The organism is Paraburkholderia sediminicola (assembly GCF_046027825.1).
GTDB classification, from domain to species: Bacteria; Pseudomonadota; Gammaproteobacteria; order Burkholderiales; family Burkholderiaceae; genus Paraburkholderia; species Paraburkholderia sediminicola_D.
Map to the genome: position 1 here is coordinate 29,486 of NZ_JAQQDU010000038.1, position 22,950 is coordinate 52,435.

Annotated in this window: 19 protein-coding genes; 10 read left to right on the forward strand and 9 right to left on the reverse strand. The window is 61.7% G+C overall.

The features are described from left to right. Positions 1-25 precede the first annotated feature (25 nt). A complete protein-coding gene (locus PQQ96_RS21110; protein WP_408296002.1) occupies positions 26-1,375 on the reverse strand; it encodes an NAD(P)-dependent oxidoreductase in 1,350 nt (449 codons plus the stop codon). A gap of 125 nt (positions 1,376-1,500) precedes the next feature. Continuing rightward, the gene (locus PQQ96_RS21115) at positions 1,501-2,781 is read right to left on the reverse strand and encodes a Zn-dependent hydrolase (protein WP_408296005.1); all 1,281 of its coding nucleotides are present in this window, start codon (positions 2,779-2,781) and stop codon (positions 1,501-1,503) included. Between the two features lie 340 nt (positions 2,782-3,121). On the opposite strand from PQQ96_RS21115, the gene PQQ96_RS21120 reads away from it, so the two are divergent. Together PQQ96_RS21120 and PQQ96_RS21125 are read left to right on the forward strand one after the other, a co-directional pair. After that, positions 3,122-3,841 (forward strand): TetR/AcrR family transcriptional regulator, encoded by a 720-nt coding sequence (locus tag PQQ96_RS21120; RefSeq protein WP_408296008.1) that lies wholly within the window; start codon positions 3,122-3,124, stop codon positions 3,839-3,841. A 28-nt stretch (positions 3,842-3,869) separates the two neighbouring features. Then, positions 3,870-4,106, forward strand: coding sequence for a type II toxin-antitoxin system Phd/YefM family antitoxin (locus tag PQQ96_RS21125; RefSeq protein ID WP_408296011.1), 237 nt, complete (start codon positions 3,870-3,872; stop codon positions 4,104-4,106). 66 nt (positions 4,107-4,172) lie between these two features. Here PQQ96_RS21125 and boxA read toward each other — a convergent pair whose 3' ends face one another. From boxA to PQQ96_RS21145, 4 genes are all read right to left on the reverse strand, one after another. Further along, entirely contained in the window at positions 4,173-5,417 is a 1,245-nt protein-coding gene (boxA, locus tag PQQ96_RS21130; RefSeq protein WP_408296014.1) for a benzoyl-CoA 2,3-epoxidase subunit BoxA, read from the reverse strand. Between the two features lie 56 nt (positions 5,418-5,473). Then, the gene (boxB, locus tag PQQ96_RS21135; RefSeq protein WP_408296017.1) at positions 5,474-6,901 is read right to left on the reverse strand and encodes a benzoyl-CoA 2,3-epoxidase subunit BoxB; all 1,428 of its coding nucleotides are present in this window, start codon (positions 6,899-6,901) and stop codon (positions 5,474-5,476) included. Positions 6,902-6,998: 97 nt separating this feature from the next. Continuing rightward, a complete protein-coding gene (gene boxC, locus PQQ96_RS21140) occupies positions 6,999-8,669 on the reverse strand; it encodes a 2,3-epoxybenzoyl-CoA dihydrolase (RefSeq protein ID WP_408296020.1) in 1,671 nt (556 codons plus the stop codon). A gap of 118 nt (positions 8,670-8,787) precedes the next feature. After that, positions 8,788-9,792, reverse strand: a complete 1,005-nt coding sequence (locus tag PQQ96_RS21145) for a helix-turn-helix transcriptional regulator (protein ID WP_408296022.1) — start codon at positions 9,790-9,792, stop codon at positions 8,788-8,790. A 184-nt stretch (positions 9,793-9,976) separates the two neighbouring features. On the opposite strand from PQQ96_RS21145, the gene PQQ96_RS21150 reads away from it, so the two are divergent. The 4 genes from PQQ96_RS21150 to PQQ96_RS21165 all read left to right on the forward strand — a co-directional run bounded on the left by PQQ96_RS21150 (position 9,977) and on the right by PQQ96_RS21165 (position 14,579). Then, positions 9,977-10,456 carry a DUF4863 family protein gene (locus tag PQQ96_RS21150; protein WP_408296025.1) on the forward strand — a complete coding sequence of 160 codons (480 nt, stop codon included), beginning with the start codon at positions 9,977-9,979 and terminating at the stop codon, positions 10,454-10,456. Positions 10,457-10,464: 8 nt separating this feature from the next. Continuing rightward, positions 10,465-12,063, forward strand: coding sequence for a 3,4-dehydroadipyl-CoA semialdehyde dehydrogenase (locus PQQ96_RS21155; protein WP_408296028.1), 1,599 nt, complete (start codon positions 10,465-10,467; stop codon positions 12,061-12,063). Between the two features lie 84 nt (positions 12,064-12,147). Further along, the gene (locus PQQ96_RS21160) at positions 12,148-13,740 is read left to right on the forward strand and encodes a benzoate-CoA ligase family protein (protein WP_408296031.1); all 1,593 of its coding nucleotides are present in this window, start codon (positions 12,148-12,150) and stop codon (positions 13,738-13,740) included. 8 nt (positions 13,741-13,748) lie between these two features. After that, positions 13,749-14,579 carry an alpha/beta fold hydrolase gene (locus tag PQQ96_RS21165; protein ID WP_408296034.1) on the forward strand — a complete coding sequence of 277 codons (831 nt, stop codon included), beginning with the start codon at positions 13,749-13,751 and terminating at the stop codon, positions 14,577-14,579. Positions 14,580-14,721: 142 nt separating this feature from the next. Here PQQ96_RS21165 and PQQ96_RS21170 read toward each other — a convergent pair whose 3' ends face one another. The 3 genes from PQQ96_RS21170 to PQQ96_RS21180 form a co-directional block, all read right to left on the reverse strand. Continuing rightward, complete coding sequence (locus PQQ96_RS21170; RefSeq protein WP_408296036.1) at positions 14,722-16,092, reverse strand: GntT/GntP/DsdX family permease; 1,371 nt, start codon at positions 16,090-16,092, stop codon at positions 14,722-14,724. An 80-nt stretch (positions 16,093-16,172) separates the two neighbouring features. Continuing rightward, positions 16,173-17,291: a porin gene (locus PQQ96_RS21175; RefSeq protein ID WP_494478204.1), complete on the reverse strand. Its 1,119-nt coding sequence runs from the start codon at positions 17,289-17,291 to the stop codon at positions 16,173-16,175. A 158-nt stretch (positions 17,292-17,449) separates the two neighbouring features. Next, a complete protein-coding gene (locus PQQ96_RS21180; protein WP_408296039.1) occupies positions 17,450-18,652 on the reverse strand; it encodes an aminotransferase class V-fold PLP-dependent enzyme in 1,203 nt (400 codons plus the stop codon). A gap of 118 nt (positions 18,653-18,770) precedes the next feature. On the opposite strand from PQQ96_RS21180, the gene PQQ96_RS21185 reads away from it, so the two are divergent. From PQQ96_RS21185 to PQQ96_RS21200, 4 genes are all read left to right on the forward strand, one after another. Further along, the gene (locus PQQ96_RS21185; RefSeq protein WP_408296041.1) at positions 18,771-19,643 is read left to right on the forward strand and encodes an IclR family transcriptional regulator; all 873 of its coding nucleotides are present in this window, start codon (positions 18,771-18,773) and stop codon (positions 19,641-19,643) included. Positions 19,644-19,725: 82 nt separating this feature from the next. Next, on the forward strand, positions 19,726-20,187 hold the full coding sequence (locus PQQ96_RS21190) for a RidA family protein (protein WP_172309843.1): 462 nt from the start codon (positions 19,726-19,728) through the stop codon (positions 20,185-20,187). A 137-nt stretch (positions 20,188-20,324) separates the two neighbouring features. Then, the gene (locus PQQ96_RS21195) at positions 20,325-20,651 is read left to right on the forward strand and encodes a hypothetical protein (protein ID WP_408296044.1); all 327 of its coding nucleotides are present in this window, start codon (positions 20,325-20,327) and stop codon (positions 20,649-20,651) included. Positions 20,652-20,732: 81 nt separating this feature from the next. Further along, positions 20,733-22,844: a phosphocholine-specific phospholipase C gene (locus tag PQQ96_RS21200; RefSeq protein WP_408296047.1), complete on the forward strand. Its 2,112-nt coding sequence runs from the start codon at positions 20,733-20,735 to the stop codon at positions 22,842-22,844. Positions 22,845-22,950 lie beyond the last annotated feature (106 nt).

Sequence of the window (22,950 nt, forward strand, 5' to 3'; positions counted from 1 at the left end):
GTGGCCTAAGCGGCCTCAAGCAACTTCAAGCGGCTTTGACTGCTGTGCGAGCGAACTGAGCGTCAATCGCGGCGGCGGCGACCTTGCCGTCCTGCACCGCTTGTACCGTCAGATCGATCCCACCAGTCGCCGCGCAATCGCCACCTGCCCAAACGCCGGGCAACGAGGTTTGTCCGTTTGCATCGACTGCGATACGGCTGCTGTCCAACGTCAACAGTTCGCGCTCGATACCGACCGGCACTAACGTTTGCCCGATTGCCTTAAGCACCATGTCGGCTTCGACCACGAAACGCTCCTGATGGCCATCGCTTGACGCGCGTTCGAATTCGACACCCGTGACCACGCCCCCTTCTCCGATCAAGCGCACCGGCGCTGCGTGCGTGACAAGCGTGACGCCATTGGTCTGCGCGAAATCGCGCTCGGCCCACGTCGCGCTCATCGACTCGACGCCGCGTCGATACACCATCGTCACAGACGTCGCACCGAGCTTGTGGCTTTGCACGGCGGCATCCACTGCCGTATTGCCGCCGCCGATCACGACGACTCGCCGCCCCACCGGCACCGTGCCGAAGTCGCTGGCCGTGCGCACCTGTTCGATGAAATCCACTGCGTTCATCACGCCACTCAGGTCCTCGCCTTCCATCGCCAACGCGCGCACGCCCGTGAGACCGATCGCGAGGAAGACCGCATCGTGCTGCTTGCGCAGCGCATCGAGATCCACATCACGTCCGAGGGTTACGCCGTGCTTGATCTCGATGCCGCCGACCGAGCACAGCCACGCCACTTCGCGCTGCGCAAAATCGTCGACGGTTTTATAGGCCGCGATACCGTACTCGTTCAGACCGCCCGCTTTCTCGTGGGCGTCATAGATGGTTACGTTATGGCCGGCCAATGCAAGCCGATGCGCACACGCCAGTCCAGCCGGCCCTGCACCGACCACCGCGACGCGCCGACCCGTTTCAGCAGCCCGCTTGAACAGCACCTCGCCACGCGCCATCGCCCAATCGGTCGCATGACGTTGCAGCGCGCCGATCGCCACCGGTTTCGCATCCTGATGGTTGCGCACGCAAGCACCCTCGCAAAGAATCTCGGTCGGGCAAACGCGCGCGCACATGCCGCCCAGCGGATTCGCCGACAGAATGTCGACGGCGGCGCCCTTCAGATTGCCGTTGCTGATCTTGCGAATGAAACTGGGAATGTCGATCTGCGTCGGACACGCGTTCACGCACGGTGCGTCGTAACAGTAATGACAGCGGCTCGCGGCCGCAGCCGCGGCGCTCGCGTCGAGCAATGGCGCGATGTCGGAGAACTCGCACGACAGTTGATCGGCCGATAGGCGCTGAGTCGCAATATCGCCGGTTTGCTTGATGGCCATACACGTTCCTTCTTCGATGTGAGGACGTAGCCGTTCCCGCCGGCTGCGCTAAAGCGGAGCCGGGACGGCATGTTTTATGGGCACTGCGGCGAGGCTAGTGAATCAACCCCGCTACCGCTAAAGCGTTATGAAACCGGCTCGCACGCTCGTCCGAGCATCGCGTGCAGCAAGACGTTGGCGCCCGCTTCGATCCATTCGAAGGTAGCGTCCTCGATCTCGTTGTGACTGATCCCGTCGACGCACGGCACGAACACCATCGAAGTCGGCGCGACCTGCGACAGATAGCAGGCGTCGTGTCCCGCACCGGACACCATGTTGCGATGCGAATAACCGAAGCGTTCGGCCGCGGCACGAACCGACTTCACGCAGGCTTCGTCGAAGGCGACTGGCGCGTAGTAAAAAATCTGCTCGAGTTCGGTTTCCAGACCGATGGCGCCTGTGATCTTCGCCACACCCTCGCGCAGCGCGGCATCCATCTTCGCGAGCACTGCATCATCCGGATGACGGAAGTCGACGGTGAAAAACACGCGCCCCGGAATCACATTGCGTGAGTTCGGATAGACCTGCATCATGCCGACCGTCGCACAGCCAAACGGTGAGTTATCCAGCCCGATACGATTGACCAGATCGACCACACGCGCGGCCCCGAGCAAAGCATCGCGGCGACGCGGCATGGGCGTCGGACCCGCATGCGCCTCCTGCCCCGTCAGCGTGATTTCGTACCAGCGCTGACCTTGCGCATCGGTCACCACACCGATGGTTTTCTGCTCAGCTTCAAGAATCGGTCCTTGTTCGATATGCAATTCGAACGCGGCATAGAAGGGTCGTCCACCGCAAGGCAGATCGCCCGCATAGCCGATACGTTTCAGTTCCTCGCCGATGCTCTTGCCATCCACGTCCTTGCGCGAGAGACCGTAATCCAGTGTGAAGACCCCGGCGAACACCCCTGAGGCGACCATGGCGGGGGCAAAGCGCGAGCCTTCCTCGTTGGTCCAGATCACCACTTCAACCGGATGTTCGGTCTCGATGTCGTGATCGTTCAGACTGCGGATCACTTCGAGTCCGCCGAGCACGCCGTAGATGCCGTCGAAGCGGCCGCCGGTCGGCTGCGAGTCCGCGTGCGAACCGGTCATGACCGGCAACGCATCGGGATTGCGCCCGGCGCGGCGCATGAACACATTGCCCATCTGATCGACACTGACCGTGCAGCCGGCTTCCTTCGCCCAACTGACGATCAGGTCGCGCCCTTGTTTGTCGAGGTCAGTCAGCGCCAGCCGGCAGACGCCGCCTTTGGGCGTCGCGCCGATCTTCGCCATTGTCATCAGGCTGTCCCACAGCCGCTTGCCGTCGACCTTGATCGACGTAGCGGGTTCTGCGTGCTTCAGCGCTTCGGATACCGCGTTCATTCGTCTCGCTCCTTTCGGTGAATCGACATGAAACTGGTGCACGGGCGGCGGGTTTTGGGGCGTGGCCGCACGGCGGCGGTGCACACTCGATGCCTTCGATCGCCTCTTATACAGAGGGCAAACCCTGGGGCGTCTCTCGCTCTCTCAATCCTGTCCAGTTGGACAGGTTGTAGACGATTAAGCCCGCCAAATCAACACCTTTCGTACGGTGGAAAACATAGCGAGAAGCGTGCCATTGCACTGCAGCACGCATTTTTCGACGGCCTCGAATGCGCGTGTCCATCCGCGCTCAAACGACTAGAATGAAGCGCGACGCGGCACACATGCCGATGAAGCCAACATGAGAGACAACAACGTGGCTGCCGACATCACGGAAAACGACGAGACCCAGGACGAAACTCGTGCACCTTTGCGGCGGCGCAAGGCGCACATTCGCGAGTCGAATGAAGCGCATTTATTGGCGTGCGCCGAAGCGGTTTTCGCGGAGCGAGGACTCGACGGAACCAGCACGGCGATGATCGCGGAGCGTGCAGGCTTACCGAAAGCTAACCTGCATTACTACTTCCCGACAAAGCTCGCGTTGTACCGGCGTGTGCTGGAAGACCTGTTCGAAGACTGGCACCGCGCGGCGGATACGTTCGAATGCAGCGACGATCCGGTCGAAGCGATCGGCGGATACGTACGCGCGAAAATGGAGTTGTCGCGCCGCCGGCCGTTAGGCTCGAAAGTGTGGGCGAGCGAGATCATTCACGGCGCGGAGCATATGGAGGACATTCTCACGGGGCGCGTAAAGCCGTGGCTGGACAGCCGGGTGAAGGTGATCGACGACTGGATCGCACGCGGGCTGCTGGCGCCGGTGAATGCGCAAACGCTGATGTACATGATCTGGGCAACTACCCAGCATTACGCCGACTTCGACGCGCAGATTCGCGCGCTTAAAGGCAAACGCGCGCTGACGCAGAAGGCGTTTGAGGCGACGACGGAGGAGGTGGTGCAGTTGGTAATTCGGGCGTGTGGGGCGGTGTCGCCGGCGCAAGAGAAAGGATCAGCCGATCAATGACTGTAGGCAATTGACCATAGGAGCTATTGTGCAAGGCAATCGGGTATCGAAGTCTGAATTCAAGGCCAAGGCGCTCGAATTGTTCCGGCAGGTTGAGGCGTCCGGCGAAAGCTTGATCGTCACCGACCGTGGCAAGCCGGCGCTTGAAGTGCGGCGTTATCGTGGCGTAGAACGCAGTCCGCTAGACGTGCTACGCGGCTCGGTGATGCGTTACGACAATCCCACCGCTCCAGTTGGAGAGGACAACTGGGAGGCGGCGCAGTGATCGTTCTGGGCACCCTCACTCTGGCCCGCAAGCGCGCGGGCCCGCACCCGCCCCGAAGCCAGTCGTTCAATACGTCTCCAGATGCAGCCGCCCTTCCCGCTTGAGCTTCGCCCACAACGCTTCCCAGTCGAGTTGGTGCTGTTCGCCGATTTCCTTCAGTGCCTGCAACACGCCGTCTTCCATCCCCTTCAACCCGCACACGTAGATATGCGTGTTGTCGTCCTTCAGCATGTGCGCAACATCGACCGCGCGCTCACGCATCGCATCCTGCACGTAGCGCCTGGGTTGACCGGGCGTGCGCGAAAACGCCAGATTCGTGTCGATGAAATCCTTCGGCAGATTCGTCAGCGGCCCGAAGTATGGCAACTCTTCCTTGGTACGCGCGCCGAAGAACAACATCAGCTTGCCGGTCGCGCCTTTCAGACGACGACGCCGACGGTACTCGGTCATCGCGCGCATCGGCGCTGAGCCGGTGCCCGTGCAAATCATCAGCAGATGCGAGTTCGGATGATTCGGCATCAGGAAGGTGCCGCCGAATGGGCCGATCACGTTGACCACGTCACCCTTCTTGAGATCGCACAGATAGTTCGAGCAGATCCCATCGAGCGCATCGCCGTGCTGCTGCGAAACGCGCTTCACCGTCAGAGAAACGTTGTTGTAACCGGGCCGTTCGCCGTCGCGCGGGCTTGCGATCGAATACTGCCGCGCGTGATGGGTGCGGCCATCGGCGGTCGCTCCTGGCGGCAGGATGCCGATCGACTGCCCCTCCAGCACAGGAAAAGGCATCGAGCCGAAATCGAGCACGATGTGATGGATGTCGCTATCGGTCGAGCCGTCGGTGAGCCGGTAGTTGCCGACCACCGTCGCGGTAGTCGGCGCCTTGTGCGTGTAGAGGTTCACATACGGTTTCGCCGCGGACCACGGCGGCACAACCGACCCGCGCACGGTATCGACTTCAATACCGCTTGCGTCTGCCGGCGTATCGCCTGACGATCCCGCCTCGGCCGTAACATTTTCCGCAACCGGCACAGCCATCGTGTTCTGCTCAGGCAACACGTCCCACTTGAACTGCTCTTCGATGGGATACGCATCGAGTTTCAGCACCGTGCGCCAGTTATCGATCGCGCCGGTCGGACACGGTGGCACGCACGCCATGCAGCCGTTGCAGACATCCGCCTTGACCACGTAATTGTTCTCGTCGTGCGTGATCGCATCGACCGGGCAAGTCTCTTCGCAGGTATTGCAGCGAATGCAGATTTCCGGATCGATCAGATGCTGCCTGAGGACTTCGATCGATACTGGGCCGTTCATGACTTCCTCCACCGTATATTCGTGCGAATACGACGCCGCACGTTTTATCGTGTTACTCAGTTAAAGCGCACGTATTCGAAATCGACCGGCTGACGGTTCACGCCCATTGCCGGCGGCGCGATCCAGTTTGCAAACTTGCCGGGTTCGGTGACGGGGCCCATCAACGAAGCGACATACGCGCGATCTTCCGGCGTCGCGAGCCACTTCGCTTCATTCGCCGCCCATTCGGTCTCGCTCACTACGCGGCCATCCGGCGACACGCGGGTGCTGGCAAACGTGCCGATCTGCCGGTTGAACGCTTTATGCGGCACGGTCATGCGGAAATCGATGCCGGCCTTTTCGAGCACCTTGTTCCAGCGGCCGACGCCCGCCACCGAATCCTTAATGTAGTCGTCGCGCAGCACTTCATTCATGGCGTTGAGCATCGGCACTTCACGCTCGACCAGTTTGCCGTCCTGCACGTCGAGCAGCTTGTAGCTTTGACCATGCAATTGATGATCGTCATCGCGCTTGTTCTCTTCATAGCGGCCCTTCAGGCCCGAGCTATAGAACGTGGCAGCGTTGGACGAATGATCGGCGCCGAACAGGTCGATCGTCACCGAGTAATGGAAGTTCAGATAGCGCTGGATGGTCGGCAGATCGATCACGCCGGCTGCGCGAATCTTCGCGACATCGTCCGTACCCAGTTCGTTCATCACTTGTGCGGTACGCTGGATCACGCGCGACACGCCCGATTCGCCGACGAACATGTGATGCGCTTCTTCGGTCAGCATGAACTTCGTGGTGCGCGCAAGCGGATCGAAACCCGACTCGGCGAGCGCCGACAACTGGAACTTACCGTCGCGGTCGGTGAAGTACGTGAACATGTAGAACGCGAGCCAGTCCGGTGTTTTCTCGTTGAAGGCGCCGAGAATGCGCGGATTGTCTTCGTCGCCCGAACGGCGGCCGAGTAGTGCTTCGGCTTCCTCGCGACCGTCGCGGCCGAAGTAGCGATGCAGCAGGTATACCATCGCCCACAGGTGGCGCCCTTCCTCCACATTCACCTGGAACAGGTTGCGCAGGTCGTACATCGACGGTGCGGTCAACCCCAGATGCCGTTGCTGCTCGACCGAAGCCGGTTCCGTATCGCCTTGCGTGACGATAATACGGCGCAGGTTCGCGCGATGCTCACCGGGCACGTCCTGCCACGCAGCCTCACCCTTGTGCTCGCCGAAATGAATCTTGCGATCCTGCTCGCCGGGTGTGAGGAAAATCCCCCAGCGATAGTCCGGCATCTTCACGTGATCGAAATGCGCCCAGCCGCCCGCATCGACGCTCACCGCCGTGCGCAGATACACGTCGTAGCCATGCGAGCCTTCCGGGCCCATATCGCCCCACCACGACAGAAAGTTCGGCTGCCATTGTTCGAGCGCGCGTTGCAGTGCGCGGTCGTCGGCGAGATTGACGTTGTTCGGAATCTTTTCGCTGTAGTTGATTGATGACATGGTCGGTTCCTTGGTCGGAATACAGAGCTAGCGGATGAGAGGCGCGTATCAGGCAGGTGGCGCTGCGTTCAGTTACGTTACGTCGCGTCGAAAAGCATCAAACGCGCGAGACGTCGAATTGCGCCTTGCTGCCCTTGCCGTACACCTTGAGCGCGCCCTTCTCGCCCACTGCGTTCGGCCGGTTGAAGATCCAGTTCTGCCATGCGGTGAGACGCCCAAAAATACGCGTCTCCATCGTCTCCGGACCGTTGAAGCGCAGATTCGCTTCCAGGCCGGTCAATGCATCCGGCGACATCGCCGCGCGTTCTTCGAGCGCGATGCGGATTTCGTCGGCCCAATCGATATCGTCGGGCGATGCGGTTACGAGACCCAGGCGCTCGGCTTCAACCGGCTTGATCGCCTGGCCGATCTTCGAGCGCACCGCATCAAGCGGTTCGGCTTCTTCGTAGAAACGTCGAGCGAGCCGCGATTGATGCGTGACCATCGGATAGAGACCGAAGTTGACTTCCGTCAGCGTGATCGCCGGTTCTTCGTCTTCATTGCTCGGCAGTGCTGCCATATAGCTGCGGTCGGCCGCGAACGCGAGTTCCGCGAAGGTGCCTGCAAAGCACGAACCCGGTTCGATCAGCGCGAACAGCGAACGCGACGACACGTCGATGCGCGCCAGCGTGCGGCGCAAGAGGCCGATGGTCTCGCGCACGAACCAGTGGTCCTTGTGTTGCATCAGCGTGGCGTCGGCAGCGAGCAGGTTACGGGCATCGCCTTCGGTCTTGAAGACCCAGGTGCCGATACTGAGCTCGTTAGTGCGCATCGACAGGATCGCGTCGTCGAGTTCGCGGGCGAACTGCAGCGGCCACCAGCTCGTGCCGGCAGCAACGATCGTCTCGATCTCGGTGGGTTGTTCCGCTTGCGGCGCTTTGGCCGTGAACGTCGCGATGCGTTTAGCACGATCGATCGTGACGTCCAGGGTCTTGTACGTGAGGCCGTCTTCACGATTGGTGCGTTCGATACGCGTAAGCGTTACGCCTTGCGCGTCCGAGGGGCGATCACTTTGTGCGGCGAGTTCGAGTGCGCGTGCCTGAATCGCCTGGTCGAACTGATTCGGCTTCACGACTTCGTCTACCAGACGCCATGCTTTCGCCCGCTCACCGCGAATCCCTTCGACCATCGTACAGAAGATGTCCGCACGGTCGTGGCGCACCTTGCGTTTATCGGTGACGCGCGTCAGGCCGCCCGTGCCCGGCAGCACACCCAGCAGCGGCACTTCCGGCAGCGACACCGACGACGAACGGTCATCAACCAGATAGATTTCGTCACACGCGAGCGCGAGTTCGTACCCGCCGCCTGCGCACGCACCGTTCACGGCAGCGAGAAACTTCAGACCTGAATGACGCGACGAGTCTTCGAGGCCATTGCGCGTTTCGTTGGTGAACTTGCAGAAGTTGACCTTCCACGCATGCGTGGACAGACCCAGCATGAAGATGTTCGCGCCCGAGCAGAACACGCGGTCCTTGAGGCTCGTCAGTACCACCGTCTTGACTTCGGGATGCTCGAAGCGGATGCGCTGTATGGCGTCGTGCAGTTCGATATCGACGCCGAGGTCATAGGAATTGAGCTTCAGCTTGTAGCCGTCACGGATCCCGCCGTCCTCGGCGATATCAATGCCGAGGGTCGCGACGGGACCGTTGAAGCTCAGTTTCCAATGCTTGTACTGCGAGGGATCGGTGCGGTAGTCGACCGGCGCGATGGCGGTTTCTGCTGTGGACATGGGGCGTCTCCTGACTGGACGATGCAAAACTTGTTTTTTTGAACAATAGTGCATCGTCATACCCATGTAAAGCACTTTAGTGCATATTTACTCGTAAACCCTGGAACCGCACTGCACGTCAACTGACCGGTGCGTCATCCGGCGATTCCGCCGCGAGCCTTGCAGCAAGCCGGTCGCGCAACTGCAAGTAGGCGTCGGCCAGGGTTCTTTCGCTGGTGTCGAAGGTCATGTCAGCGCGGCCGTACAGCTCGCTACGCCCCGCCAGGATGCGTTTTAGGTCGTCCATCGCTTCCTTGTTGCCGGACATCGGCCGCAGGTCGCCTTGCGCGACGACACGGCGCATGTGCTCTTCCGGCGTGGCTTGCAGCCATACGGTGAAGCAGTGCGACAGCAGCGCGTTGAAGGTGCCCGACTCCGACACCAGGCCACCCGGCGATGCGATCACGGCGCGCTCGTGCTCCTGAATCACTGCCTCGAGCGCCCGGTGTTCATAGCGCCGGTAAGCGCTCGCGCCATAGAGGGAATGAATCTCCGACGGCGGACAGCCGGCGAGCTGCTCGATCACGCGCGTGAGCTCGACGAACGGCACCTTGCGCTCCTGAGCCAGCATCCGTCCAAAGGTCGACTTGCCCGCCCCGCGCAGGCCGATCAGCGCGATCCGGTCCTTGCGACGCGGGTCGCGCGGCGCTTGCGCGAACATCTCGGCTAGCGCCACGCGGGCGCGCTGCAAAGCTGCCTGATCACGTCCTTGCAGCAGTTCGCGAATCAGCAGCCATTCAGCGGACGCGGTGGTTTCGTCACCGATCACTTCGGCCAGCGGGCAGTTCAGCGTCGCCGCGATCTGCCGCAGCACCAGCACCGACGCATTCCCCACGCCGGATTCCAGATTAGCCAGATGACGCTCCGACAAGCCGGTTTCCGTCGCCAGCGTCTTGCGCGTCATGCCGCGGCGCGCGCGCAGCAGGCGCACGCGCTCACCCATCGCCGTCAGAAAGGGATCGCGTTCCTCGCGCTCGCCGCCACGCTCCGCCCCGGGGTTGGCGCCGCTGTCAGCTCGACCCGCGCGGCTTGCGTCCTCGTCGGCAGGATCGTCCAGCGGCGCGGGAGTGTAATTCTGGTTCATGTTTAACTACCTCTTAACTGCGTTACATGTACTATAGTGCTTGACAGGTGCCAGGTGAACGGTTAATTTTCGCCAAATATTGATCCAATAACAAACGCTGTCGAGGTTTTTCGGCAGCGTCACGGAGACGGCGCAACAACACGCATGAATTAAGGTGCGTGCCTGCGTCGATCTGGAGGCTCGCATGTCCCCACATGATTTCCAACGCCTGATTGCCGGCGTGACAGAGCAACTCGCCGGTCGGCCGCTCGACGGCACGCTGGCCACGTGGCTCAACGATACGTATCCCGCGGACGGCACGACCTTCCGCGCTCTGGCGGAGGCCTGCCACACCGGCGTCGCTGAAGGCTGGCTGTGCAACCGCGAAGGCGGCGGCATTCGCTATGGCCGGATCTTCAAGGCACTGCCGCATACCCACGGCTTTTCCGTCGACGTGGTCGATATGAAAGATATTGCCGGTCCGCACCACGTGCATCCGCACGGCGAAATCGATCTGATCATGCCGCTCACCGAGGGCGCCACCTTCGACGGTCATCCGGCCGGCTGGTGTGTGTACGGCCCCGGCAGCGCGCACCGTCCGACCGTCGCGAATGGGCAGGCGCTGGTGCTGTATCTGCTGCCGCAAGGCGCGATCGAATTCACCCCTACCTCACCTTCCGCCTGAGACTCGTCATGACCGAACTATTGAAAAACTACGTTGCGGGCCAGTGGGTCGCGGGCGACGGTGAAGGCGTGACGCTGACCGATCCGGTCACCGGTGACGCCCTTGTGCGCGTATCGAGCCAGGGCCTGGATCTCGCCCAGGCATTCCGCTTCGCTCGAGAAGAAGGCGGCGCCGCCTTGCGTGAGCTGACCTATGCACAGCGCGCCGCCCGCCTCGCCGAGATCGTCAAACTGCTGCAGGCGAAACGCGACGACTACTACGCCATCGCGACCGCGAACTCCGGCACCACACGCAATGATTCGGCGGTCGACATCGACGGTGGAATCTTCACGCTGTCGTACTACGCGAAACTCGGTGCCTCGCTCGGCGACGTGCATGCGCTGCGCGACGGCAACACCGTATCGTTGAGCAAGGACCAATCGTTCAGCGTTCAGCACGTGCTCACGCCGACGCGCGGCGTTGCGCTCTTCATCAACGCGTTCAATTTTCCATCGTGGGGCTTGTGGGAGAAAGCAGCGCCCGCGTTGCTATCCGGCGTGCCCGTCGTCATCAAGCCCGCCACGACGACGGCATGGCTCACACAAAGAATGGTGGCCGATGTGGTCGACGCAGGCATTCTGCCGCCCGGCGCGTTGTCCGTCATCTGCGGCAGTTCTGCGGGGCTGCTCGACCGGATTCAGGCATTCGACGTCGTGTCGTTCACCGGCTCCGCGCAAACCGCCGCAACGCTGCGCGCGCATCCGGCTTTCGTCGAGCGCGGCGCGCGTCTGAATGTCGAAGCCGACAGTCTCAATAGCGCGATCCTCTGTGCCGACGCAACCCCCGACACGCCCTCTTTCGAACTGTTCATCAAGGAAGTGGTGCGGGAAATGACCGTGAAGTCCGGTCAGAAATGCACAGCGATCCGGCGTGCGTTCGTGCCGGAAGCATCGCTCGAAGCGGTGCTCGATGCACTGAAAGCCAAGCTCGCGAAAATCACTGTCGGCAATCCGCGCAACGACACCGTGCGAATGGGGTCGCTCGTGAGCCGCGAGCAGTACGAGAACGTGCTGGCCGGCATCGCCGCGTTACGCGAGGAAGCGGTACTCGCGTATGACGGCTCGGCAGCACCGCTTATCGATGCGGACGCAACGATTGCGGCTTGCGTCGCGCCGCATCTGTTCGTGGTGAATGAACCCGATAGCGCGACGCTGCTGCACGACGTCGAAGTGTTCGGACCGGTGGCGACTGTCGCGCCCTATCGCGTCGCCGCCGCAGCGAGCGGTGACCTTCCCGAAGCGCACGCCGTCGCACTCGCGCAACGCGGCCAGGGCTCCCTCGTTGCGTCGATCTATTCGAACGACGACGCGCATCTCGGCCGCCTCGCACTGGCACTCGCCGATTCGCATGGGCGTGTCCATGCGATCTCGCCGTCAGTCCAGCAGAGCCAAACCGGCCACGGCAACGTGATGCCGGCGTCGCTGCATGGCGGACCGGGCCGGGCGGGCGGCGGCGAAGAACTCGGCGGTCTACGCGCGCTAGGGTTCTATCATCGGCGCTCGGCCATTCAGGCATCGAGCGCAGCAATTGACGCACTGACGCCTAACACCCATTTACCCACGGCGTAGCGGCACAAGGGAAGCAATAAGCAAAGCATCGCGCGGATCATGAGCACAAAACAGCCAGACCGCCCCACCCGATGGAGGAGACATATGGAAGCCCTGCTGGAACCCGCTGCGAGTCAACCCGCCGTGAAGGTCGAGCCGCCGCCGGCGTCATTCAATTTCGCGGCCTACCTGTTTCGACTGAATGAATCGCGCGCCGGCAAGACCGCTTATATCGACGACACCGGCACCACCACGTACGGTGAACTCGAAGAACGGGCCCGGCGCTTCGCCAGCGCATTGCGCACACTCGGCGTGCATCCGGAAGAACGCGTGCTGCTGGTAATGCTCGACACCGTCGAACTGCCCATCGCCTTTCTCGGCGCGCTCTATGCAGGCGTTGTGCCGGTCGTCGCGAACACGCTGCTCACCGCTGCCGACTACGTGTACATGCTGACACACAGCCACGCACGCGCCGTGATCGCATCCGGTGCATTGCTGCCGATTGTCACGCAAGCGCTGGCTACCGCCGAACACGACGGTTGCCAGTTGATCGTCTCACAGCCGCCCGAAAGCGAGTCTTTGACGGCGCCGCGACTCAAGGATCTGATCGACGCGGCCACGCCGGCCGCCAAAGCATGTACGACGGGCGGCGACGATATTGCATTCTGGCTATATTCGTCGGGTTCGACCGGCAAGCCGAAAGGCACCGTCCACACGCACGCGAATCTGTACTGGACCACCGAGTTGTACGCGAAGCCGATTCTTGGCATCGTCGAAAACGATGTGGTTTTCTCGGCGGCCAAATTGTTCTTTGCGTATGGTCTGGGTAACGGTCTGACCTTCCCGCTTTCGGTCGGCGCCACGGCCGTATTGATGGCCGAGCGCCCCACCGCCGATGCGATTTTCACGCGCCTCGTGCGACATCGCCCGACCATTTTCTACGGGGTGCCGACGCTGTACGCGAGCATGCTCGTCTCGCCCAACCTGCCCGAGCGCGCGGATGTCGCGATGCGCGTGTGCACGTCGGCGGGCGAAGCGCTGCCGCGTGAAATTGGCGAGCGCTTCACCGCGCACTTCGGCTGCGAAATTCTCGACGGCATCGGCTCAACCGAGATGCTGCATATCTTCCTGTCGAATCGCGCGGGTGCAGTCGAATACGGCACCACGGGCCGCCCCGTGCCCGGCTATGAAGTCGAACTGCGCGACGAAGCCGGCCACGCGGTGCCTGACGGCGAAGTCGGCGATCTGTTTATCAAAGGGCCGAGCGCGGCGCTGATGTACTGGAGCAATCGCGAGAAGTCGCGCGCGACGTTCCTCGGTGAGTGGATTCGCAGCGGCGATAAGTACTGCCGCCTCGCGAACGGCTGCTACGTGTACGCGGGCCGCAGCGACGACATGCTGAAAGTGAGCGGCCAGTATGTATCGCCGGTCGAAGTGGAGATGGTGCTGGTGCAGCACGATGCGGTGCTCGAAGCGGCAGTCGTCGGCGTAGATCACGGCGGCCTCGTCAAGACCCGCGCGTTCGTGGTGTTGAAGCGCGAATTCGCGCCGTCTGAGATACTGGCGGATGAGTTGAAGGCCTTCGTCAAGGACCGGCTCGCGCCACATAAGTATCCGCGCGATATCCTGTTCGTCGACGATTTACCGAAAACCGCTACCGGCAAAATTCAGCGTTTCAAATTGCGCGAACAGTCATAAGGTGATCCATGCAGAACCCCGCAACCGCACACTCTGTTAGCGACTTCGCTGAGTTGCCCGCCACGGCATCGCATGGCCCCTTGCGCATCGAATATCGGTGGGTGAATGAAGCAGCGGGCAATGCACCGATCGCCGTTTTTCTGCACGAAGGACTCGGATCGATTGCGATGTGGCGCGACTGGCCGCAAGCGTTGTGCGAGAGGCTCGGCATGCGTGGCCTCGTTTACTCGCGGCCCGGTTATGGACTTTCTACGCCGCGTGAGCACGGCGTCAAATGGCCAGTCGATTTCATGACCGCGCAAGCGCGCGACATCTTGCCCGCTTTGCTCGATGCGCTCGATATAAGCATTGAGGAGCGCAAGCGTATGTGGCTGATCGGCCATAGCGACGGTGGCTCGATCGCACTGCTCTACGCAGCGATACATTCGGATGCATTGGCAGGCGCGGTAGCCATCGCGCCGCACGTGTTCGTCGAAGATATCTCGGTGGAAAGCATCGCGCAGACCAAGCAGCTCTACGAAACCACCGATCTGCGCAGCAAGCTCAGCCGCTATCACGCCGACGTCGATTCCGCGTTCTATGGCTGGAACGATATCTGGTTGAATCCGGCGTTCAGGGAATGGTGCATCACCGATGAACTGGCCACCATCAAGCAACCTCTGCTCGCAGTGCAAGGTCACGACGACAACTACGGCACGATGGCGCAGATCGATGCGATCGCCGAGCGCGTGCCACATGCACAATTGGTCAAACTCGACGCTTGCGGACATTCGCCGCATCGCGATGCACCGGGTGCGTTGAATGAGGCGATTGCCGCGTTTGTTTCGCGTCAGCGTTAAAACTCACCAAGACTGCAGGCACTCGCGCCAGACAATCGCGTCTTTTATAACGGGTAGATCGCGGTGATAGGCATGCGAACGGGTGCGCGCAATGCAAAATCGCGGCGCATCCTCAAGACACGCCGCGACAAAACCTCCCCGCTTAAATCACGGTCGACAACCCCAAGGTCAAGACCAGCGCCGTCACCGAAATGATCGTTTCGCAGACAGTCCACGTCTTGAAGGTCTGCGGCACGGTCATGCCGAAGTACTCCTTCACCAGCCAGAAGCCGCCGTCGTTCACGTGCGAGAGGATCAGCGAACCCGCACCGGTGGCCAGCACCAGCAACTCTGGCCGCACCCCGCCTACCGTGCCCGCCGCCGCCGCGGCGATCGGTGCAATGATGCCGGCCGCCGTCGCCATCGCAACCGTCGCAGAACCCGTCGCGACACGAATCAACGCCGCCACCAGCCACGCGAGAATCAACAGGGGAACGTGCGCGCCGGTCGCCACATCGACGATCGCCTTCGAGGCACCGCTATCGATCAGAATGCGCCCAAAACCCGCACCCGCCCCAACCACCAGCGTAATACTCGCAGTCGGTGCAAGACACTCGTTAGTGAACTTGAGAATCTGCTCGCGGTTAAAGCCGCGCGACTTGCCGAACGTATAGAAGCTCAACAGCACGGCCAGCAACAAAGCCATGTCCGGGTGCCCGATCAAACGCAGTGCGTTGTTCAGCGACGATTTGGCCGGCGCGATCACATCGGCCCAACTGCCGACCAGCATCAACAACACCGGCAACAACACCGTCAACAACGTGATGCCGAAGCCCGGCAGTTCCTGATGCGAGCGCTTCGCGTCCTGTTCGATGAACTGCTGCGCCATCGGGTTGATACCCTCGAGCACGACAAAGCGCGCGATCAGCTTGGAGAACAGCGGACCGGCAATGGCCGCGGTCGGAATGCCGACGATCAGCGCGTAGAAAATCGTGTGGCCGATATCCGCGTTGTATGCCGTGACCGCGAGCAAAGCCGCCGGGTGCGGCGGAATCAGCCCGTGCACGACGGACAAACCCGCCACCATCGGAATGCCGACGCGAATCATCGACGTACCGGTCCGCTGCGCGACATTGAACGCGATCGGAATCAGCAGCACGAAACCGACTTCAAAGAACACCGGCAAGCCGACGAGGAATGCAATGCACATCATCGCCCAATGCACGTTCTTCGGCCCGAACAGGTCGATCAGTGTGCGCGCGATACGTTCCGCCCCGCCCGATTCGGCCATCATCTTGCCGAGCATCGTGCCAAGACCGACCACAATGGCAATGTGCCCGAGCGTGCCGCCCACACCGGTTTCGAACGACTTGAGAATCGACGTCGCCGGCATGCCGACGGCCAGTGCCAACGCCACCGACACCATCATCAACGTGATGAACGGATTCATCTTGAAGCGCGCGATCAACACGACCAGCGCGATGATGGCAATCAATGCATAGACGAGTAACAGACTTCCTTGAACGGTCGCCATAGGTGCTCCTGAAGAGAAAGATCCGCGCTGCGGCTTCCGTTAAGCGGAATGTTGTATGAGCAGCGGCGCGGGCGGCGTACTTAGAACTTGTGGCGGATGCCGGCGACGGTCACGAACTGGCCGTTGTTGCTCGACGGGTTCGAGATGCCTTCGATCCATGCGTGCGAACCGGAACCGCGCTGGTAGATGCCGTTCAGGTAGAGGTCGGTGGTCTTCGACAGGAAATACTCGCCGCCCACGCTCAACTGGTTGTAGTGAGCATTGGTGGCCGTCGTGCCGCTGGTGTTCTGCGTCGTGTAGATGTAGCCGAGCGCGAGCAGCGTAGCGGGCGTGAGTTGATACTTAAGCGCGGCTTCATAGTTGGCAAAACGCAGACTGCCGCCGTTGAGCAACTGGAATTGCGAGTTTGTGTACAGCAGGAGAACGGTTGCCGGGCCGAACACGTACGAACCACCCGCGCCCCACACCTGGTTGCGCTGCACGCCGCTGATAATCGACGAGCTCGTGCTGTAGTAGTTGTCCGACGGCGCTGCGCCCGCGGTGTTGCTAGCCGGCTGATTGACCCGCGAGTAAGCCGCGTCAAGGTGCAGCGGACCGTTCACGTAATCGGCGCCGACGCTCCATGCGCGATTGTTGGCGAACTGGCCCGCGGTGTTCGAGAACGCGTACATCGCGTTTGCGGTGAACCCGGCATACGTCGGCGTGGTGTACTTGACCGCGTTGTCCGTGCGGTACGTGTTGTTGATATCGTCGTTGTCGTAGATCGCGTTGCCGTACTGGCTCATCGCGCCGATGCCATTGATCTGCATGTTCGACAGATAATCCTGCACGCTGTTGTACTGACGGCCGAGCGTGATCGTGCCCGCCGTGTTGTTGGAAAGCGCAACCCATGCGCTGCGGCCGAACATGCGGCCGCCCTGACCGGCTGCGCCACTCTCCAGGCTGAAGCCGTTTTCCAGCTTGAACAGCACCTTGTTGCCGCCACCCAGATCTTCGCTGCCGAGCAGGCCCCAGCGCGAACCCTGCACATTGCCCTGCGTCGCCTGATACGCGCTCTCACCCTTCTGATTATTGGTGTAGGTAAAGCCGGCATCGACGATACCGTACAGCGTCACGCTGCTTTGCGCGCGGGCGGCCTGCGCGGCGAGTCCGGCAGCAGCGAACGCGATGGCCGCACGAAGAATCTGTTTGTGCATCATGGTTTCCTCAAGTCGATAGAAAGACGGACGCCGGTTACACGGTGACGTTCCGGCGATATCAGTAGTACTAAGCGGGCAAGTCAAAGCGGCACCGGAACGGAGTCCGGTGCTACGGTCAAACAACGGTCATCGATGAATCGATATGAACCGGGAGAAAATCAATCGGGCCAATTCCGGCGCGCGGCAATGCGGCGCGCGTCGCGCTGGTAGAACGGCGTGACAACAGGTTCGGGCGACTGTCGCGCGCGCTCTAGTTCGGCCGTGAGCCGCGCCAGTACGATCTGTTCTTCGCCCGGATGCAGATTGCACGGGTCGAGGAAAAAGAAATGCAGTTCGGCCTCATGATCTCGCACGATCACGGGCGCCTCGCCTTCGGGCGGCCGCGCAAGTGCATCGGCGAGATCCCACGCAGTGATACGAGCCTGCCTGGGATCGATATGCAATTTCAGACGGTCGAGCGGATTGCCGGTCGGGTCGGCGTCGATCTCCGCCCAGACGCCGTCGCAACGATTCAAGGTCTCGCGCCACAGCGTGAGGTAACCGCGTTCGCGGGCGCGAACCGCGACATGGTCGCGCCGCTGCCATTGTTCGAGCGCGGCGATCGCGCCCACAACGCCTTCCTTGCCCACTTTCATGCCGCGGCCAATGCCGCCATTCTGGAAATACGCGGCACGGACCAGCGCTTTCTTACCCGCGACGATGCCGGCGGTCAGCCCACCGAGAAATTTGTGCGCCGAGTAGAGCGCAAGATCGGCACCGGCTGCAATGAATTGCTTGAGGTCGTATTCGGAAGCCGCGTCGACGATCACGGGCACGCCTTTCGCGTGCGCGACCGCAATGAATTCTTCGAGCAGGGTCATGCCGAATTGCACCGTATGATGCGAGACCACGTAAAGCGCGGCGGTTGTGCGTTCGGTGATGGCGGTATTCAGTTGATAGCCGTGCGCTTCTGTCGCCGCACCCACCGGCACGACGCGCGCGCCAGATAGACGGATTGCCTGGTCCACCGGTGCGCCATAATTGACAAGGTGGCCCGTTTGAATCACGACTTCATTACGCTCCATGGCGCTCGTGTCAGGCAGCCGTTCGATCAGGCCGTGGTCGTCGCCCGTCATGGTGGCGGCGATGGAAAGCGTGATCGCCGCCGAGCACGACGCGGTGATGTATCCGGCTTCACTGCCACACGCATCGGCAATCACCGCCGAAGCTCTGCGTTGCAGATCGTCGATCTCGACGAATTGCGGCAGCACCTGCGCTACCGCTTCGATCACCGGTGCGCTGACACTGGACGCGCCCAGACTCGTCATCGTGCCTGAAGCATTGATGACAGGGCGTAAGCCAAAGCGAGAGCGAATGTCCATGAAGCGCCTCCAACCTGGTATTTCTTAATTATGGAATATATGTTGTAATTACGGATCAGTCTAGCATACAATCACCCAGCGTCAACTGGACAAAAACAACCTGCGTCAGAGGAGCACGATGGCTCGCACGTCCCGACCTACCGCGTCCGAAGCAGCACCTGCAACGGCCGCCGCCGCCGAAACCCCGGCTAAAAGTCCGGAGGAAGGCGCCGCGCCACGCACGCGCACCAGCGCGATCGATCGTGCTGTGCAGATTCTCGACGCGCTCCAGCAAGCGAACCGCCCCGCCACCGCCTATGAAGTCGCGCGCATGGTTGGCGCGCCGCTGTCCACGGTGTATTCGATCATCAACGATCTGGTCGAGAAGAACCTGTTGGCGCGGCGCATGGACGGCACGATCTGGCTCGGCTCGCGTCTGTATGGTTACGGGTTGACGTACGCCAGCTCGCTCGACTACCTCGCGGTCGCTCATGAAGAAATGCAGCGTCTCTCTGCCGAAGTCGAAGAAACCGTGCAGGTCTGCGGACTCGAAGACGGCATGATGGTCGTGCAGCAAATGGCCGAAGGTCCCGGGCATTTTCGTGTGACCTCGCGCGTAGGCAGCCGCGTGCCGCTGAACTGGACCGCGTCCGGCCGTTTGCTCGTCGGGCACCTGCCCGATGCCGAACGGGTCGCGTTCTTCGCGCAGCATGCGCAAAGCTCGCCTACCGGTCGCGCGGAAACCCGTCCGCAAGTACTCGCACAGATTGCCCGCGAAGCGCTGGAGGCGCGGCTGTCAATTCAGATTGGCGAATCGGATGCGTCCGTGGCGTGTCTCGCGGCGCCCGTGCTCGATAACACCGGCGCGTGCGTCTTCACGATTTCCATCGTGATGCCCGAGGCAAAAGCCGCACTCGGCACCGAACGTTTCGCACAAGCCGTGCAGGCGGTGGCCGCCCGTATCGAAGCACGCCTCGGCTGGCGGCACCGCGAGCAGGAGCCGGCGGCGTAATCGCCCAACGCTCAAAGCACTTAGCCGCACCTCTCGCGCAACGCTGATTCCTTAAAGACCGCTCACCATCACTTCCCCATCGATGAACTGCTACGACCGGCTGCACACGCGCGGCCTCAAGCTCCCGCAAGTGCCGACGCCGATCGGCAATTTCACGCACTGCACACGCGAGGGGAATCTGCTGTTTCTATCCGGCCAGGGCCCGCTCGACGAAACCGGCTCGCTGATGACCGGCAAGGTCGGCGCCACTGTCAGCGCCGACGAAGCGTACCGGCACGCGCAGATGGTCGGCCTGAACCTGCTAGCCGTACTGCATAACGAACTGGGCGATTTGCGGCGGGTGAAACGCGTCGTCAAGCTACTGGGCATGGTCAACGCGGCGCCGGATTTCACCGAGCATCCGCGCGTGATCAATGGCTGCTCGGATCTCTTCGTCGATGTATTCGGCGATGCCGGCCGGCATTCGCGCTCGGCGGTCGGTGTGGGCTCCCTGCCGGGCAATATTACCGTCGAGATCGAAGCCATCGTCGCGATCCAGGATTGACGGCCGCCCAAGTCTCAACAAATACCCAAACTTCCACATCTTCACAAAAGTTACACAGGTAAGCGACTATTCTTGCGCATCGCTGACCTGGGCACATGGATGCCCTGGAGCATCCTCCCCTGTGCCGGAGACATTTCATGTCCGTCCTGTCGAAGCCGACTGTTGCCTTGCATCGCAAACGTTTGGCAGGTGCACTGATCGCCATGTCTTTGTGTTCGCTGCTGGGCGCCTGCAGCAACGACGACGACAAGGCAGCAGACACGAATTCGGTTAGTTCTACCGATAGTGGCAGCGATAACGGCAGCACCACGCAAGTATTGCCGGCGAACCCGCCGTACGCCTCACCCGCATCACCCGTACTCACGATTCAAACCCCCGCACTGCCCGCATCAAGCGCCAACGCGGCGCTGTCCGCTGCTGCTTCGGCGCCGCTCGCCACACCCGTCATCCACACCGTAGATTGAGTTCCGTGCCCCACGCGACGCGCGGCTCACGCTCGCGCGCCGCCTGGTTCGTTCCTCTTGTGAAGATCGAAAGCCAAAACCATGACTTCAAAAAATCGCCGTGATTTTCTGCGCTCCGCCGCGCACGCCGCCGGTTCCGCCACCGCGTTGAGCATGCTGCCGCTGGGCATTCGCAACGCGCTCGCGATTCCCGCCTACAACAAGACCGGCAGCATTCGCGACGTCGAACACATCGTCGTGCTGATGCAGGAAAACCGCTCGTTCGACCACTACTTCGGCACGCTCCAGGGCGTACGTGGCTTCGGCGACACGCGCGCGATCAATCTGCCTACCGGTCTGCCGGTGTGGTATCAGCCGCTCGCCGCGGATCTGGGTTATGTATTGCCGTTCCGCCCCACCGCGCCGAATCTTGGCCTGCAATTCCTGCAGGACCTCGCGCACGACTGGACCAGCACGCACGCTGCATGGAACGGCGGCCGCTACGATCAATGGGTGCCGTCCAAGGGCACCACGACGATGGCCTACCTCACGCGCGACGATATCCCGTTTCACTACCAACTCGCCGACGCGTTCACGATCTGCGACGCCTACCACTGCTCACTGATGGGCCCGACCGACCCGAACCGCTACTACATGTGGAGCGGCTGGGTTGGCAACGACGGCAGCGGCGGCGGACCGGTGATCGACAACGCGGAGGCCGGCTACGGCTGGTCCACCTATCCGGAAGTGCTGCAGAACGCCGGCATCACCTGGAAGATCTATCAGGACATCGGTACGGGACTCAACGCAAGCGGCTCGTGGGGCTGGACGCAAAACCCGTATATCGGCAACTACGGCGACAACTCGCTGCTCTACTTCAACCAGTACCGCAACGCGCAGCCGGGAAATCCGCTCTATGACAACGCGCGCACGGGCACCAACGCGGCGAACGGCGACGGCTACTTCGACATCCTCAAGCGCGACGTGCAGAACAATGCGCTGCCGCAAGTCTCGTGGATCGTCGCGCCGGAAGCGTACTCCGAGCACCCGAACTGGCCGTCCAATTATGGTGCGTGGTACATCGATCAGGTCTTGCAGATCCTCACGTCGAATCCCGAGGTGTGGAGCAAGACCGTTCTGCTGATCAACTACGACGAGAACGACGGCTTCTTCGATCACATGGCGCCGCCGTTCGCACCGGCAACGAGCGCAAACGGTTTGTCCACCGTCGACACCAGCAATGAATACTATGCGGGCAACGGTAGTACGCCGGCGGGTCCGTACGGACTCGGCCCGCGCGTGCCGATGCTGGTGGTCTCGCCGTGGTCGAAAGGCGGCTACGTGTGCTCGGAACTGTTCGACCATACGTCGGTGATCCGTTTCATCGAAAAGCGCTTCGGCCAGCAGCACAATCTCGGCGAATCGAACATCACGCCGTGGCGTCGCGCGGTCTGCGGCGATCTGATGTCGGCGTTCAACTTCAGCACCCCGAACGACGCGTTCCCGACGCTGCCGAGCACGAGCGGCTATGTACCGCCCGATCAGAACCGCCATCCTGACTATGTGCCGCTGCCGCCGCTCCTGCAGGCCGTGCCGAAGCAGGAGCCCGGCGTGCGCCCGGCTCGCGCGCTGCCGTACGAATTGTTCGTGCGCGTGCACGGTGAAGGCTCGGCGAACAAGCTGACGATGCGTTTCGTCAACACGGGCCGCACGGGCGCCGTGTTTCTCGTCTATGCCGCGAATGGTCTCGCCGCACCGCTTACGTATACGGTCGAAGCCGGCAAGCGGCTGCAAGATCAATTGCCTTTGAATATCGACGGCACGTACGATTTCACGGTCTACGGCCCGAACGGTTTTCTGCGCCGCTTCGCGGGCAAGCCGGTCGCGAGAAGCTGGTGGAACGGCTCCGATATCGCGCGGCCGGAAGTCGCCGAAGGCTACGACGTCGCGAACGGCAACCTGCAATTGCGCCTGGAGAACGTCGGTAGCGCGCGCTGCCAGTTCACCATCGTCAATGCCTATGACGCGAACAACGTGGTCAAGCATTCGGTACGCGGCGGCGATACTGAACAGTTGTACCTCGATCTGCGCAACGCCTATGGCTGGTACGACCTGGTCATTACGGTCGATACGGACCCATCGTTCGCGCGACGCCTCGCCGGACACGTGGAAACCGGCAAGAGCAGCATGAGCGATCCGGCGCTGGGAAGCTAATTTTCAATTCAGTCCGTAGCCAAAAAAACGGCCGCTGCGATAAAAAGCAGCGGCCGTTTTTTTTTATGCATTCGCGTCGTCGTGCGCCGTGCCCACCGTTATTGTC

Excerpts from the sequence above, each read along its gene's own strand:
- PQQ96_RS21110 (WP_408296002.1), bottom strand. The coding sequence starts at position 1,375 with ATGGCCATCAAGCAAACCGGCGATATTGCGACTCAGCGCCTATCGGCC.
- PQQ96_RS21115 (WP_408296005.1), bottom strand. The coding sequence starts at position 2,781 with ATGAACGCGGTATCCGAAGCGCTGAAGCACGCAGAACCCGCTACGTCG.
- PQQ96_RS21120 (WP_408296008.1), top strand. The coding sequence starts at position 3,122 with ATGAGAGACAACAACGTGGCTGCCGACATCACGGAAAACGACGAGACC.
- boxA (WP_408296014.1), bottom strand. The coding sequence starts at position 5,417 with ATGAACGGCCCAGTATCGATCGAAGTCCTCAGGCAGCATCTGATCGAT.
- boxB (WP_408296017.1), bottom strand. The coding sequence starts at position 6,901 with ATGTCATCAATCAACTACAGCGAAAAGATTCCGAACAACGTCAATCTC.
- boxC (WP_408296020.1), bottom strand. The coding sequence starts at position 8,669 with ATGTCCACAGCAGAAACCGCCATCGCGCCGGTCGACTACCGCACCGAT.
- PQQ96_RS21145 (WP_408296022.1), bottom strand. The coding sequence starts at position 9,792 with ATGAACCAGAATTACACTCCCGCGCCGCTGGACGATCCTGCCGACGAG.
- PQQ96_RS21150 (WP_408296025.1), top strand. The coding sequence starts at position 9,977 with ATGTCCCCACATGATTTCCAACGCCTGATTGCCGGCGTGACAGAGCAA.
- PQQ96_RS21155 (WP_408296028.1), top strand. The coding sequence starts at position 10,465 with ATGACCGAACTATTGAAAAACTACGTTGCGGGCCAGTGGGTCGCGGGC.
- PQQ96_RS21160 (WP_408296031.1), top strand. The coding sequence starts at position 12,148 with ATGGAAGCCCTGCTGGAACCCGCTGCGAGTCAACCCGCCGTGAAGGTC.
- PQQ96_RS21165 (WP_408296034.1), top strand. The coding sequence starts at position 13,749 with ATGCAGAACCCCGCAACCGCACACTCTGTTAGCGACTTCGCTGAGTTG.
- PQQ96_RS21170 (WP_408296036.1), bottom strand. The coding sequence starts at position 16,092 with ATGGCGACCGTTCAAGGAAGTCTGTTACTCGTCTATGCATTGATTGCC.
- PQQ96_RS21175 (WP_494478204.1), bottom strand. The coding sequence starts at position 17,291 with ATGATGCACAAACAGATTCTTCGTGCGGCCATCGCGTTCGCTGCTGCC.
- PQQ96_RS21180 (WP_408296039.1), bottom strand. The coding sequence starts at position 18,652 with ATGGACATTCGCTCTCGCTTTGGCTTACGCCCTGTCATCAATGCTTCA.
- PQQ96_RS21185 (WP_408296041.1), top strand. The coding sequence starts at position 18,771 with ATGGCTCGCACGTCCCGACCTACCGCGTCCGAAGCAGCACCTGCAACG.
- PQQ96_RS21190 (WP_172309843.1), top strand. The coding sequence starts at position 19,726 with ATGAACTGCTACGACCGGCTGCACACGCGCGGCCTCAAGCTCCCGCAA.
- PQQ96_RS21195 (WP_408296044.1), top strand. The coding sequence starts at position 20,325 with ATGTCCGTCCTGTCGAAGCCGACTGTTGCCTTGCATCGCAAACGTTTG.
- PQQ96_RS21200 (WP_408296047.1), top strand. The coding sequence starts at position 20,733 with ATGACTTCAAAAAATCGCCGTGATTTTCTGCGCTCCGCCGCGCACGCC.